The sequence below is a fragment of the Frankia torreyi genome (assembly GCF_000948395.1).
Taxonomy (GTDB): domain Bacteria; phylum Actinomycetota; class Actinomycetes; order Frankiales; family Frankiaceae; genus Frankia; species Frankia torreyi.
The window spans coordinates 81,341-95,809 of record NZ_JYFN01000028.1; the positions used below are offsets into that span (position 1 = coordinate 81,341).

A 14,469-nucleotide genomic window follows, 5' to 3' on the forward strand; every position below is an offset into this window, starting at 1 on the left:
ACCTGCTGGCCGGTCCGCACCTCCTGGCCGGTCCGCACCTCCTGGCCGGTCACAGTGCCGGGGCCTCGTCGAGCAGCGCATGGCCGCGCCGGGCGTCCAGCGCCTCCTCCAGCGCCCCACCGACCAGGTAGAGCCGGTCGTCGGCGAACGGCGGCGCCATGATCTGGATGCCCACGGGCAGCCCGTCCGCCAGGCCCGCCGGCAGGCTCATCGCCGGGCCGCCGGCCAGGTTCGACGGGATGGTGCACAGGTCCGACAGGTACATGGCGACCGGATCGTCGACCTTCGCCCCGAGCGGGAACGCCGGGGTCGGGGTGGTGGGCGAGACCAGCACGTCGACCTGCTCGAACGCGGCGGCGAAGTCCCGGCTGATCAACGTGCGGACCTTCTGCGCCTGGCCGTAGTAGGCGTCGTAGTAGCCCGAGGACAGTGCGTAGGTGCCGAGGATGATCCGCCGTTTCACCTCCGGGCCGAAGCCGGCTTCGCGGGTGCGGCTCATGACCTCCTCGGCGCCGGCCTGGCCGTCGTCGCCGACTCGCAGCCCGAACCGCATCGCGTCGAAGCGGGCCAGGTTGGACGAACACTCGCTCGGCGCGATCAGGTAGTAGGCCGCCAGCGCGTAGGTGAAGTGCGGGCAGCTCACCTCGACGACCTCGGCGCCGAGGTCGGTGAGCGTCTCGACGGCGGCGGCGAAGGCGGCCTGCACCCCCGGGTCGTAGCCCTCGCCGGCGAGCTCCCGCACGACGCCGACCCGCAGGCCGCGGATGTCGCGCCGGCCCGCCGCCTCGACCACCGCGGGCACCGGCACGTCCACGCTGGTGGAGTCGAGCGGGTCGTGGCCGGCGATCGCGGCGTGCAGCAGCGCCGCGTCGGTGACGGTGCGGGCCAGCGGACCGGCCTGGTCCAGCGAGCTGGAGAAGGCGACCAGGCCGTAGCGGCTCACGCCGCCGTAGGTGGGCTTCACCCCGACCAGCCCGCAGACCGCGGCCGGCTGGCGGATGGAGCCGCCGGTGTCGGTGCCGATCGCCAGCGGCGCCTCGAAGGCGGCGACCGCCGCCGCGCTGCCGCCACTGCTGCCGCCGGGGATGCGGGTGGTGTCCCACGGGTTGCGCGTCGGCCCGTAGGCCGAGTTCTCCGTGGAGGAACCCATCGCGAACTCGTCCATGTTGACCTTGCCGAGCAGGACGACGTCCGCCGCGCGCAGCCGGCTGACCACGGTCGCGTCGTAGGGCGCGTGCCAGCCCTCGAGGATCCGGCTGCCGCAGGTGGTCGGCATCCCGCGGGCGGTCAGGACATCCTTGAGCGCCAGCGGCACCCCGGCGAGCGGGCCGAGCCGCTCCCCGGCGGCCCGGCGCTCGTCGACGGAGCGGGCCGCGGCGAGCGCGCCCTCGGGGTCGACGTGGAGGAAGGCGTGGATGGTGTCGTCGACCTTGGCGATGCGGTCGAGCGCGGCCTGGGTCGCCTCGACGGCGCTCAGCTCGCCGGCGGCGATCGCCGCCGCCGTGGCCGCGGCGGTCAGGTGCACGACGTCGGCCGCGGCGGCCGGAGTGGTCGTGGGGGAAGGTGTTGGGTGGTCCGTCATGCGGGCGGCGACCTCACTCGTCCGGATCAAGGATGCGGGGCACCCGGAAGCGGCCGTCCTCGGTGGCGGGGGCGCCGGCCAGGGCCTCGGCGGCGGTCAGCGACGGGCGGGCGACGTCCGGGCGGAAGACGTTCGTCAGCGGCACGGCGTGACTGGTCGGCGGGATGTCCGCCGCGGCGACCTCGGAGACCCGGGCGACCGCCGACAGGATCGCCTCGAGCTGCGGTGCCAGCGCGTCCAGCTCGTCGTCGGTCACCGACATCCGCGACAGCCGGGCGAGGTGGGCTACCTCGTCCCGCGTGATCCCCATGGCGTGTGGCCCCTTCGTGGGCGGTGGGCGCGAGGCCCGTGACTGGTCGTGCGTGCCGCGGGCGGCAGCCGGGAAAGCCGGGGACTCCGGGCCGCCCGGAGGCTGGCCGCGGGGGGAGAACCGGACCGGACGCTTCGCCGCGTCGACGTCATGTCATGGTACGGGCCGCGGCACGACCGGGACGGACCCCGCCCGCCGACCTGCCGGCCGAGCCGACCCCGCGGTGGCGGCGGCCGCTCGGCCGGCACCGCCCGCCGGGCCCCTGACCAGGCAGGCATCGGCGCGGCGCGTCATCTCGGCGTGACCGGTCGGCCATGCCGACGACACACTCTTTGTGCATGCTCAACTACATGTCGTACCTGCTGCGTGTCGTGTTGCCGGACCGCCCGGGCACCCTCGGCGCCGTCGCCACCGCCCTGGGCGCCGCCGGCATCGACATCGTCAGCGTCACCGTCGTGGAGCGCACCGCCGCCGGCGCGGTGGACGACCTGCTCGTCATGCTGCCGCCGGGCGGACTCGCGGATCGGGCGATGAGCGCGGCCCACTCGGTGCCGGGGGTGGTCGTCGAGTCGCTGCGCCCGTTCCTTGCGGACGGCGGCGGCGTGGCCAGCGACCTCGACCTCGTCGACGCGCTGACCGAGCGGCCGATCGACGCCGCGGCGACCCTGACGGAGCTGGCCCCGGGCGTGTTCAACGCCGACTGGGCGGTGCTGCTCGAACACGTCGGTGCGGGCGACGTGCGGGTGCGGGAGACCTCGGTCGGCGCGCCCACCCTCGGCGGGGACGACCTCGGGGTGCCCGAACGGGTCCGGTTACCGCTGCCCTGGCTGCCGCTGGACCGTGCGCGGCGGATCGGGCCGGACGAGGGCACCTTCCCGCCTCGCTGGGAGGCGGTCAGCATGGAGCTCGCCGCGGCGCCCGTCGGCTGCGATCGGCTGGTCATTCTCATCGGCCGCCCGGGCGGCCCGGTCTTCCGACCCTCCGAGATCGAGCGGCTGGCTCACCTCGCCGGCATCGCGGCGAGCCTGAGCAGGACGGACCGCCCCTGACGGGACGGCCCGCGCGCCCGCCATCCCCCGCCCCGGGTCGACCCCGCCCCGGGTCACCCCGGCAGGGCGTCGTCCGCCGCCTGCGCCGTCTGGCGGGCGCCGACGTCATCCGGGGCATCCTGCGCATTCGGTGCGTCGGTGGGCACGGCCCGCTCGCGCGCGGCGTCCGCGCCCCGTTCGAGCAGCACGGCGAACCCGGCCTCGTCCAGCACCGGCACGCCGAGGCTGCGCGCCTTGTCGTACTTGGCCGCCCCCGGATCGGCGCCGACGACGACGAAGGCCGTCTTCTTGCTCACCGAACCGGTGACCTTACCCCCGCGGCCCTGCACCGCCTCGGTCGCCGAGTCCCGGCTCCAGCCCTCGAGCGTCCCGGTGATGACCACCGCGACGCCGTCGAGCGGGCGGGGGCCCTCCTCGGCCCCGGCGTCGGCGAGCGACGCGCCACCGGCGGCGATGCGGGCGACGATGTCACGGTGGCGGGCGTCGGCGAACCAGTCCACCACCGCACTGGCGATCTTCGGACCGACGCCCTCGACGGCGGCGAGCTGCTCGGCGGGGGCGGCGGCGATCGCGTCGAGCGAGCGCAGCTCCCGCGCGAGCGCACGCGCCGCGGTCGGCCCGACGTGGCGGATGGACAGGCCGACCAGCAGCCGCCACAGCGGCCGGTGGCGGGCCGCCTCGACGCCGCGCAGGATCTGGTCGATCTTCTTCTGGCCGAAGCCGCGCAGCCCCTCGAACGACTCCGGCGTCAGGTGGAAGATGTCGCCGATGTCGCCGACCCGGTCGGCCTCGAGCAGGGCGATCGCCGTCTCGTAGCCCAGGCCGTCGATGTCCAGCGCGCCCCGCGAGGCGATGTGGAAGATCGACTCACGGAGCTGCGCCGGGCAGGAGACGGTGTTCGGGCAGCGGATGTCCACCTCGCCCTCGGGGCGCACCAGCTCGGTGCCGCACTCGGGGCAGTGGGTGGGCATGACGAAGGCACGCTCGGTGCCGTCGCGCAGGTCGACGACCGGGCCGACGATCTCCGGAATCACGTCGCCGGCCTTGCGCAGCACGACCGTGTCGCCGATCAGGACGCCCTTGCGGCCGACCTCGTCGACGTTGTGCAGGGTCGCCAGGCCCACCGTGGAGCCGGCGACGAGCACCGGTTCGAGCTCGCCGAACGGGGTCACCCGGCCCGTGCGGCCGACGTTCACCCGGATGTCGCGCAGCTTCGTCGTGACCTCCTCGGGCGGGTACTTGAAGGCCACCGCCCACCGCGGCGCCTTCGACGTCGACCCCAGCCGCCGTTGCAACGCGAACGCGTCGACCTTGACGACCACCCCGTCGATCTCGTGCTCGACGTCGTGGCGGCCCCGCCCCCAGCGGTGGATGAACGCCAGCACGTCGGCCACCGACGCCAGTACTTCGAAGTGGGTCGAGACGGGCAGACCGAACTCGGCGAACCGGGCGTAGGCCGCGGACTGGGAGGGGGCGTCGAACCCGCGCTGCGCCCCCAGCCCATGCACGATGATGTCGAGCGGGCGGGTGGCGGTGACCCGGGGATCCTTCTGCCGCAGCGACCCGGCGGCGGCGTTGCGCGGGTTGGCGAACGGCTTGCCGCCGCCGGCCACCAGTGACGCGTTGAGCTCGGCGAACTTCTCGGTGGGGAAGAAGACCTCGCCGCGGACCTCCAGCAGCTCCGGCACGCCCGCCCCGCGCAGCCGGGTCGGCACGCTCGCCAGCGTGCGGATGTTGGGGGTGATGTCCTCCCCCGTGCGCCCGTCGCCGCGGGTCGCCGCGCGCACGAGCCGGCCGTCGGCGTAGACGAGATCGACGGCGAGCCCGTCGATCTTCAGCTCGCACAGCCAGCCGTCGACCTCGGTCTCCCGCGCCGCGCGCGCGGCCCACAGGTGGAACTCGTCGTCGTCGAAAACGTTGTCCAGCGACAGCAGCCGCTCGAGATGCTCGACCGGGGTGAACAGGGTCGAGTACGACCCGGCCACCTTCTGCGTCGGCGAGTCCGGGGTGCGCAGATCGGGGTGGCGCTCCTCGATCGCGGTGAGCTCACGCATCAGCCGGTCGTACTCGGCGTCGGAGACGGTCGGCGAGTCCAGCACGTAGTACCGGTAGGCGTGCTCGTCCAGCTCGCGGGCGAGCTCGGCGGCGCGGGACCGGTCCGCGACGGAAGCGGCGACGGTCGGTTTCGCCGCAGCCGCGGCCGCGACGGCCGCCACGTCACCGGAGCCCAGTGGCGCGCTCATGCCGGCGCGTCGACCAGGACGCGGCCCGCCCGGCGGCAGTGCCGCATGACCGCCCTGGCCTCGTCGACACCGAATCCCGCAAGGCCGCACGCGGGTGCCACGGCGACCACCTCCCCAAGCTGTTCGGGCCGGAATCCGAGCCGGCTCCACAGTGCAGTGACGGGTTCGACGGTACGGCGGACGTCCGACAGATTCGCCGCTCCGCCGCGGGTGGCCACCAGGCCCGCGATGAGCCGCACCCCGGCCTCCACGAGCTCGCCGACGGCGTCGTCCTGGGCGCGGGTCAGCAGGGCGGCGTCGAGCCCGACGAAGTCCATCCCGGCGCCGCGCAGCGCGGCCAGCGGCACGTCCGCCGCACAGCAGTGCACGCCGACCCCGGCGACGCCGGCCAGCGCCCGGGTGGCGTCGGCGAGTGCGCGCAGCCGCTGGACCACCAGGCCCTCCTCGACGGCCGGCACCACCGAGAAGCCGCTGGGCGTGCGCACCCGGCCGGCCAGCACCAGCGGCAGCGACGGCTCGTCGAGCTGGAGGACCAGCCGCGCGTCCGGAACCCGGCGGGCGATGTCGCCGAGATGGTCGGCCAGACCGGCGGCGAGCGCCTCGGCGAGGTCCCGGGTGGCGCCGGCGTCGGACAGCGCCTTGTGCCCGCGGGGCAGTTCGAGCTCGGCGGCCAGCGTCCACGGCCCGGCCACGGCGACCTTGAGCGGCCCGGAGTAACCGGCGGCGACCTCGGTCAACGCGTCCAGGTCCCACCTGAGCAGATCCCGGGAACGGCGCAGGTCCAGGCCCGGCCGGGGCACCAACCGCCAGCCGGCCGGCTGCAGGTCGACGGGCAGGTCGAGCAGGATCGCCGCCGACCGGCCGATCATCGCGGCGCCGGGCCCACGGGCCGGCAGCTCCGGCAGGTGCGGCAGGTCCGGCAGCTCGTCGAACACCGACTTCGTAGCCTCGACCGGGTCGGTGCCCGGCAGCGAACCCACCCCGGTGGCCGCGCCGGCCGGCCACAGCGGCGCGGGGCCGGCCTCAGTGCTCATCGGAACTCATCCCGCCATTGTGGCCGACGGCACCCGGCGCCCCACCCAGCCCCGCCGGCCGCTCACGCGGCGGTGACGCGGATGTGCCCCCCTCCGAGCACCCGGTCGCCGTCGTAGAGCACGACGGCCTGACCCGCCGCCGTCCCGCGCACCGGGGCGGCGAGGGTGACGACGAGATCGTCGCCGCGCGCCTCGGCCTCGGCGGCCACGACCCCGCCGTGCGCCCGAACCTGGGCCTGACAGGTCACCACGCCCTCGTGCGGCCAGGCCGCCCGGTCGGCGACCAGCCGGCGGATGTCGAGCTCCTCCGCCGGGCCGACGATGACCGTCGAGGTCACCGGGGAGATGTCGAGGACGTAGCGGGGGCGCCCGTCCGGCGCCGGGTGCCCCAGGCGAAGCCCGCGGCGCTGACCGACGGTGAAGGCGAAGGTCCCATCATGCTCGCCGAGCGTCTGCCCGGACTTGGAGTCGACGATGGGCCCGGGCCGCGAGCCGATCCGCTCCCGCAGCCAGCCGCCGGTGTCCCCGCCGGAGATGAAGCAGATGTCGTGGCTGTCCGGCTTGTCGGCGACGGCCAGCCCGCGCGCGGCCGCCTCGCGGCGCACCTGCGCCTTGGTGGAGTCGCCCAGCGGGAAACGCGCCGCGCCGAGCTGCTCGGGCCGCAGCGTGCCGAGCACGTAGGACTGGTCCTTGGCGGGGTCGACGGATCGGCGCAGCGTGCCGTCCAGGTCGAGGCGGGCGTGGTGGCCGGTGACCACGGCGTCGAAGCCGAGGGCGAGCGCCCGGTCCAGCACCGCGGCAAACTTGATCCGCTCGTTGCAGCGCACGCACGGGTTGGGAGTGCGTCCCGCCGCGTAGGACTCCACGAACTGGTCGATGACCTCGGTCTCGAACCGCTCGGCCAGATCCCACACGTAGAACGGGATGCCCAGCACGTCCGCGGCGCGGCGCGCGTCGCGGGCGTCCTCCAACGTGCAGCAGCCCCGGGCGCCGGTCCGGTCCGACTCGGGCGAACGGGACAGGGCGAGATGGACGCCGGTGACGTCGTGCCCGGCGTCGACTGCCCGCGCGGCGGCGACGGCGGAGTCGACCCCGCCGGACATGGCGGCGAGCACCCGCATCAGACCTGCCCCTCCCCGGAACCATCCGGTTCCCAGAACCCTCCGGCGGCGCCGCGCACGCGGCGCGGATCAGGCGCCGGTCATCCCCGCGAGCGCGCCCGCGCGGCTCGCCCGCTCCACCACCGGCCCGATCGCCTCGACGAGCGCGTCCACGTCGGCAGCGCGCGACGAGTGGCCCAGCGAGAAGCGCAGCGATCCCCGCGCATGCTCCTCGCCGGCCCCCATGGCCAGCAACACGTGCGAGGGCCGGGCTACTCCCGCCGAGCAGGCCGAACCGGTCGAACACTCGATGCCGCGCGCATCGAGCAGCATCAGCAGCGAATCCCCCTCGCAGCCGGGGAACGTGAGATGGGCGTTGCCGGGCAGCCGCTGCGGACCACCCAGCGGGGCGCCGTTGAGCACCGCTCCCGGCACCTTCTCCTGGACCCGACGGACAAGGTCGTCGCGCAACGCGGCCAGCCGGGCACCCTCACGCGGCGCCTGGGCGCAGGCGGTCGCCGCCGCGGCCGCGAACGCCGCCACCCCGGCGGTGTTCAACGTCCCGGAGCGGATGTCGCGTTCCTGGCCGCCGCCATGGGTCAACGGCTCCAGCACGAGGCCGCGGCGCACCACCAGTGCGCCGACCCCGACCGGCCCGCCGATCTTGTGGGCGCTGACGGTGATGGCGTCGGGCCCCTCCTCGCCGACCGTGACGGGGATCTGGCCGAACGCCTGCACCGCGTCGGTGTGGAACGGCACCCCGTGCCGATGCGCGACGGCGGCGAGCTCCGCGACCGGCTCGACCGTGCCGACCTCGCTGTTCGCCCACATCACCGAGACCAGGGCCACCGCGGCGGGATCGCGCTCGAGGGCGACGGCGAGGGTGTCCGGGTGCACCATGCCGGCGGCGTCGACGTCGAGCAGCTCCACCTCGGCGCCCTGCTCGGCGCCCAGCCACTGCACGGTGTCCAGCACCGCCCGGTGCTCGACCGCGCTGACCAGCACCCGGCGCCGGGCGGGCTCGGCCCGCCGCCGCGCCCAGTACAGGCCCTTGAGCGCGAGGTTGTCACCCTCCGTGCCGCCGCCGGTGAACACCACATCGGACGGCCGGGCGCCCAGCACGTCGGCCAGCGTCTCGCGCGACTCCTCGACGATGCGGCGGGCCCGGCGGCCGCTGGCGTGCAACGACGAGGCATTGCCGGTGTCGGCGAGCACCGCGGCGTACGCGGTGAGCGCTTCCGGTCGCATCGGCGTCGTCGCCGCGTGGTCGAGATAGGTCACACGGTAGAGGGTAGCCGCGCGCGGCCAGGCGGCGTCGCCGCGCCGATCACACCCGCGCCGCGGCCGCCCGCCCGCCCGCGGCGCGGGACGGACGGCAGCGCCGGGATCAGCGGTTCGAGGTCACCCCGCAGCAGGCAGCCGGACCAGACGCCGGCGCAGTAGGCGGCGTCGTCGGCGACGCGCAGGAGCAGATACGGTGCGAGGCCGACCCCCGGGCGCGCCACCCACCACTCGTGCACCAACGGCAGCGTCGCCGCGGCCAGGACCAGCCGGCCTGGCGTGCCGGCGCAGGCCAGCAGGGGCAGCCAGGTGCGCCGCGACGTCTCGGCGGCGGCGAGCAGGGCGTGGCGCCGCCCCCGGACGGTCAGGGCCAGCGCGGCGCGGCCCGGGCGGTCGGTGCGGCCCAGCCGGCGGGCGAGACGGGCGGTGGTCAGCGCCACCGAGCCCGCGGCCAGGGCGCCGACCGCGGCGGTCCCGCCCCGGTCCCGGCGCAGCGCCAGCAGGCCCACCGCCGCCACCGCGCTCGCCGCCCCGCGGGCCGGTCGCAGCGGTCCGGGATGCCGCCGGGCAAGCTCCGCCGCCGACGAGCCGTAGCCGTGGCGCTGGCGCGCCCAGGCCCGCCAGGACGGCCGCGGATCGTGGTGCACCACCGCCGCCGGCTCATAACGGACGGTGTGGCCGGCGCCGACGAGCCGCCACACCAGGTCGACGTCCTCACCGAAGCGCAGCGCCGGGTCGAACGCGGCGTGCGCCCGCCGGATGAGCAGCGCCGCCGACGGCACGTACGACACCCGCCCCCCGGGGCGCACCGCCGCCGGCCACGGCCCGAGATCGAGCGGGGAACGGCCCGCCTCGTAGCGTTCCCGCAGGCTGCCGCGCGACGCCGGCGGCGCCGGGGAGGCGACCCGCGGCGCGACGGCGACAACCGCCGGGTCCGCGAGGTGGGCGACGAGGCGGTCGAGCCAGTCGGCGGTGGGCCGGACGTCGCAGTCGCAGAAGACGATCACCTCGGTGCGCGCCGACCGGGCGCCGCTGGTGCGCGCCGCGGCGGGGCCGCGGGCCCGATCGTGCCGGATCACCCGGGCGCCGGCCGCGGCGGCCTCGGCCGAGGTTTCATCGAGGGAGCCGTCGTCGACGACGACGACCTCGGCGCACTGCCCGCGCAGCGCGCCGACCAGCGCGCCGATGCGCCCGGCCCCGTCTCGGACCGGAATGACAGCCGTGACCTCGGGGACCTCGGGGACCGTGCCCACCGGCGCCGGGCGGCGCGGCGGCAGCGGATGAACGAGACCGGAGTCGACGAGCCGGCGTGCCAACAGCCCCGCGCCGGGTCCGGCCGCACCGACCGTGGCGCCCCCACGCAGCGCCGCGAACACCCGCGCACCGGGGGCGGACAGCGCCATCAGCCGCAGCGGCGACCCGCCGAGCAGCACGATCCCACCGGCGGCCGCGGCGGCGGACGCCGGCGCCAGAACCGTGAGGCCGGGGTCGCACTGCACCCGGAACGGAGCCGGCAGTGGGATCGGAGCCGGCTCAGAAGTCACCGGCAGTGGGATCGGAGCCGGCTCAGAAGTCACCGGCCGCCCGGCGCAGGTCGGTGAGCAGGTCGATGAGCGTCCGCACGCCCCCGTCCCCCAGACCGGGGTCGGCGAAGACGGTGTCGTTGAGCTTCTCCGTCGCGGCGAGCGCCGTCGCCCGCCCCTCCTGGGTGATCTCGGCGAGGATTGCCCGGCGATCGGTGGGGTGGGGGGTGCGGCGGACCTGGCCGCGGGCCTCCAGCCGGTCGACCGCGCTGGTGATGCTGGTCGGATGGACCTGAAGCCGGCTCCCGATCTTGTTCAGCGGGAGGGCGCCCCGGCGGGAGAACAGCAGCAGCATGAGCAGCTCGTACCGGGCGAAGGTCAGATCGAGCGGACGCAGGACCTCGTCGACCCTGGCCAGCATGATCTGCTGGGCGCGCATCAGCGACGTGACCGCCGCCATCCCGTCAGCCACCGAGCCCCAGCCGTGCGCGGTCCAGTGCCGGTGAGCCTCCGCTATGGGATCGGTGGGCAGCGGTTTGGGGGTGGCCACGGCTTGGACGCTCCTGCACTTCAGGGGATCTCTCCCACCCGACCGGCGGGCCGGGGACCGCCCAGATGACGGCCGGCGTCCATTGCACCCCAGGACGCCACGTGCAGGCAAAGACTCATGCGTACGCGGAGATTACGGGTCGCCACGCTCAGCGCACCGTGCGGCGTCACCCCGTCGGGGAATGTCAGACATTGCGCCGATACTGGCCACCTACGTCGAAGAACGCCTGGGTGATCTGACCGAGCGAGCAGACCCGGACCGCCTTCATCAACGCCGCGAAGGTGTTTCCGGTGCCGGCGGCGACCGCGCGCAGCTCGGTCAGGGCGGCCTCGGCGTCGGCGGCGTGCCGGCGCTGGAACTCGGTCAGGCGGGTGAGCTGGGAACGCTTCTCGTTCTCGGTGGCTCGGGCCAGCTCCAGGGGGCCGGCGGCGTCGGCGGCGCGATCCGGGGCGCCGGCGGCGCGGTCGGGGGCGAGGAAGGTGTTGACCCCTATGATCGGCAGCGTGCCGTCGTGCTTGCGGCGCTCGTACAGCATCGACTCGTCCTGGATCCGGCCCCGCTGATAACCGGTCTCCATCGCGCCCAGCACACCACCACGATCGCTAATCCGCTCGAACTCGGCGAGCACGGCCTCCTCGACCAGGTCGGTCAGTTCATCGACGATGAACGATCCCTGCATGGGGTTCTCGTTGGCGGCGAGCCCCCATTCCCCATCAATGATCATCTGAATGGCGAGCGCGCGGCGCACCGAGCTCTCGGTGGGCGTGGTCACAGCCTCGTCGTAGGCATTGGTGTGCAGGCTGTTGCAGTTGTCGTAGACCGCGCACAGCGCCTGGAGGGTGGTGCGGATGTCGTTGAACGCCATCTCCTGGGCATGCAGTGACCGGCCGGAGGTCTGCACGTGGTATTTGAGCATCTGTGAACGGGGCGTGGCGCCGTACCGCTCGCGCATCGCGACCGCCCAGATCCGCCGCGCCACCCGCCCGATGACCGTGTACTCCGCGTCCATCCCGTTGGAGAAGAAGAACGACAGGTTCGGCGCGAAGTCGTCGATCCGCATTCCTCGGGCGAGATACGCCTCGACGTAGGTGAATCCGTTGGCCAGCGTGAAGGCGAGCTGGGTGATGGGGTTCGCGCCGGCCTCGGCGATGTGGTAGCCGGAGATCGAGACGGAGTAGAAGTTGCGGACATTGTGCTCGATGAACCATTCCTGCACGTCGGCCATCGCCCGCAGCGCGAACTCGGTGGAGAAGATGCAGGTGTTCTGCCCCTGGTCCTCCTTGAGGATGTCCGCCTGAACCGTGCCCCGCACGGTGGCCAGCGCCCCGGCGGTGATCTCGGCGGCTTCGTCGTCGCTCGGCTCGCGGCCCTGCTCGTCGATGAAGGCGGCCAGCCGCTGGTCGATCGCCGTGGTCAGGAACATCGCGAGGATGGCCGGCGCCGGGCCGTTGATCGTCATGGAGACGCTGGTCGCCGGGGCGCCGAGATCGAACCCGTCGAACAGGGCCGCCATGTCGTCGAGGGTCGCGATCGACACACCCGAGGTGCCGACCTTGCCGTAGACGTCGGGTCGGGGGGCCGGGTCGCGACCGTAGAGGGTGACCGAGTCGAAGGCCGTGGACAGCCGCGTCGCCGGCGACCCGGCGGACAGGAAGTGGAAGCGCCGGTTCGTCCGGAACGCGTCCCCCTCCCCGGCGAACATCCGCGCCGGCGCCTCCCCCGCGCGCTTGAACGGGAACACCCCCGCGGTGAACGGGAAGTACCCCGGCAGGTTCTCCCGGCGCAGGAACCGCACCAGTCGGGCGTCGTCGTCGATGGCCGGCACCGCGACGCGGGAGACCTGGGTGCCGGCGAGGGTCGTACGACGCAGCGGTGTGCGGATCTCCGTGCCGCGCACCGTGTAGGAGAGCTGATCGCCCTGCCGCTCGGCCACGATCGCCGGCCACCGCTCGAGCAGCTCCCTCGCCCATGGCGCGAGGGCCGCGTCCGCCTCGTCGCGCAGGGCGGCCAGGGCGCCGGCCTCCGCCGAGGCGGCGCCCACCGCGTCGAGTGCGGTGGTCAGGTGCTCGCGGCGGCGGGCAAGCTGGGCCTGCCGTTCAGTCTCGGCGTGGTAGTCGCGCACCGTCTCGGCGATCTCGGCCAGATAACGCACTCTGGCCGCCGGGACGATGGTCGTCAGCCCGGTGGCTGCCCGCACCTCGACGGCGGGCAGCACGCCGGGCCTTGCCGCCAGGCCGACCTCGCAGAGCAGGCCGAGAAGGTGCTGGTAGAGGGCGGTAACCCCGTCGTCCTGGAAGCGTGCGGCGGAGGTGCCGAAGACCGGCATGTCCTCCCAGGACCGATCGAACGCCTCCCGGTNGCGCACGAGCTGGCGGGCGACGTCGCGGCGGGCGTCCTCGGCGCCGCGACGTTCGAACTTGTTCACCGCGACCACGTCGGCGAAGTCGAGCATGTCGATCTTCTCCAGCTGCGAGGCCGCGCCGTACTCCGGCGTCATCACGTACAGGGAGACGTCGCAGTAGGGCACGATCGCCGCGTCGCCCTGCCCGATGCCGGGGGTCTCGACGATGACCAGGTCGTAGCCGGCCGCCTTGCAGGCCGCGATCGCCCCCGGCACCGAGGGTGGGACCTCGCTGCCCGCCGCCCGGGTGGCCAGGGACCGGAAGAAGACCCCGCCGGCGCCGGAATCGCCCAGGGCGTTCATCCGGATCCGGTCACCGAGCAGCGCCCCACCGCCGCGCCGGCGGCTCGGGTCGACGGCCAGCACCGCGATGCGCAGCGCGTCGCCCTGGTCGAGGCGGAAGCGGCGCAGCAGTTCATCGGTCAGCGAGGACTTCCCGGAGCCACCGGTGCCCGTGATGCCCAGCACCGGCACGGCCGGCCGCCGACCGGCCTCCTCCCGCAGCGCCGCCGCAAGCTCGCCGTCCCGATCGGCCTCGAGAACCGTGATCGCCCGAGCGAGCGCACCCTGCTCGCCGGCGATGATCTCCTCGAGCTTCGGACCGTCCGCGGCGAGGTCGACGTCGCAACCGGCGATGATCGTGTTGATCATCCGGGCCAGGCCCATCGCCTGACCGTCCTGCGGGGAGAAGATCCGGGCGACGCCGCGGGACTGCAACAGCTCGATCTCCGCCGGCACGATCNCCCCNCCGCCCCCGCCGAAGACACGGATGTCACCCGCGCCGCGTTCCCGCAACCGCTCCACGAGGTAGCTGAAGTACTCGACATGCCCGCCCTGGTAGGAGGACAGGGCGATGCCCTGGGCGTCCTCCTGGATCGCCGCGGTCACCACCTCCTCGACGCCACGGTCGTGGCCGAGGTGGATGACCTCCGCCCCCTGGGCCTGCAGCAGCCGCCGCATGATGTTGATCGCCGCGTCATGCCCGTCGAACAACGCGGCCGCCGTGACGATGCGGACCGGATGGACGGGGACGTGGAGGTCTGCCGTGTCCTGCTGGGCGTCGTCCTGCTGGGCGTCGGATGACATCGAGCGGCTCCCCGGGGAGAACGGACGGGCCGGCGCACCCAGCCCGACAGCCTTCTGACTTCCGATAGTAGGACGTCCATCCGACGGGTGCCACTGCGGCCAGGGTCGACGGAGGACGGGCGGGCCGCGCGGGGGATGTACGGGGCTCCCGCCCGGGCGAGTGAACCGCGGCAGTCGGGCGGGGGAGGCAGGCAGCGGCTACAAGGTCCCCAAATACAAGTGTGGGGTTGCCTTAAAAAGGCAACCCCACACTTTGTGTAAGTCCGGCGGCGTCCTACTCTCCCACACAGTCCCCCATGCAGTACCATCG

At 74.3% G+C, this 14,469-nt stretch carries 10 protein-coding genes and 2 pseudogenes; 1 reads left to right on the plus strand and 11 read right to left on the minus strand.

Annotated features, from left to right (window positions below):
- Positions 1-49 precede the first annotated feature (49 nt).
- Both gatA and gatC read right to left on the minus strand, forming a co-directional pair.
- Complete coding sequence (gene gatA, locus FF36_RS17905; protein ID WP_044886235.1) at positions 50-1,582, minus strand: Asp-tRNA(Asn)/Glu-tRNA(Gln) amidotransferase subunit GatA; 1,533 nt, start codon at positions 1,580-1,582, stop codon at positions 50-52.
- Positions 1,583-1,595: 13 nt separating this feature from the next.
- Positions 1,596-1,892 carry an Asp-tRNA(Asn)/Glu-tRNA(Gln) amidotransferase subunit GatC gene (gene gatC / locus FF36_RS17910; protein WP_044886236.1) on the minus strand — a complete coding sequence of 99 codons (297 nt, stop codon included), beginning with the start codon at positions 1,890-1,892 and terminating at the stop codon, positions 1,596-1,598.
- A 338-nt stretch (positions 1,893-2,230) separates the two neighbouring features.
- Here gatC and FF36_RS17915 point away from each other — a divergent pair, with 338 nt between their 5' ends.
- Positions 2,231-2,941 carry an ACT domain-containing protein gene (locus FF36_RS17915; RefSeq protein WP_044886237.1) on the plus strand — a complete coding sequence of 237 codons (711 nt, stop codon included), beginning with the start codon at positions 2,231-2,233 and terminating at the stop codon, positions 2,939-2,941.
- A gap of 53 nt (positions 2,942-2,994) precedes the next feature.
- Here FF36_RS17915 and ligA read toward each other — a convergent pair whose 3' ends face one another.
- From ligA to FF36_RS38285, 9 genes and pseudogenes are all read right to left on the minus strand, one after another.
- On the minus strand, positions 2,995-5,184 hold the full coding sequence (gene ligA / locus FF36_RS17920) for an NAD-dependent DNA ligase LigA (RefSeq protein ID WP_063870510.1): 2,190 nt from the start codon (positions 5,182-5,184) through the stop codon (positions 2,995-2,997).
- Positions 5,181-6,218, minus strand: a complete 1,038-nt coding sequence (locus FF36_RS17925; RefSeq protein ID WP_044886238.1) for a methionine synthase — start codon at positions 6,216-6,218, stop codon at positions 5,181-5,183. The genes ligA and FF36_RS17925 overlap by 4 nt, the downstream gene beginning before the upstream one ends.
- 62 nt (positions 6,219-6,280) lie before the next feature.
- Entirely contained in the window at positions 6,281-7,339 is a 1,059-nt protein-coding gene (mnmA, locus tag FF36_RS17930; RefSeq protein ID WP_044886239.1) for a tRNA 2-thiouridine(34) synthase MnmA, read from the minus strand.
- A gap of 69 nt (positions 7,340-7,408) precedes the next feature.
- Positions 7,409-8,599: a cysteine desulfurase family protein gene (locus FF36_RS17935; protein ID WP_044886240.1), complete on the minus strand. Its 1,191-nt coding sequence runs from the start codon at positions 8,597-8,599 to the stop codon at positions 7,409-7,411.
- Positions 8,596-10,143, minus strand: a complete 1,548-nt coding sequence (mftF, locus tag FF36_RS17940; protein ID WP_052681203.1) for a mycofactocin biosynthesis glycosyltransferase MftF — start codon at positions 10,141-10,143, stop codon at positions 8,596-8,598. The genes FF36_RS17935 and mftF overlap by 4 nt, the downstream gene beginning before the upstream one ends.
- A 22-nt stretch (positions 10,144-10,165) precedes the next feature.
- Positions 10,166-10,672 (minus strand): MarR family winged helix-turn-helix transcriptional regulator, encoded by a 507-nt coding sequence (locus FF36_RS17945; RefSeq protein WP_044886242.1) that lies wholly within the window; start codon positions 10,670-10,672, stop codon positions 10,166-10,168.
- 184 nt (positions 10,673-10,856) lie between these two features.
- Positions 10,857-13,030: methylmalonyl-CoA mutase family protein (locus FF36_RS17950; protein WP_242422590.1), on the minus strand; the 2,174-nt coding region annotated here is incomplete at its 5' end.
- A 1-nt stretch (position 13,031) separates the two neighbouring features.
- Positions 13,032-13,815 (minus strand): annotated as a pseudogene (locus tag FF36_RS38280) (ArgK/MeaB family GTPase); the annotation flags it as partial.
- A gap of 6 nt (positions 13,816-13,821) precedes the next feature.
- Positions 13,822-14,159 (minus strand): annotated as a pseudogene (locus FF36_RS38285) (cobalamin-dependent protein); the annotation flags it as partial.
- Positions 14,160-14,469: the final 310 nt, after the last annotated feature.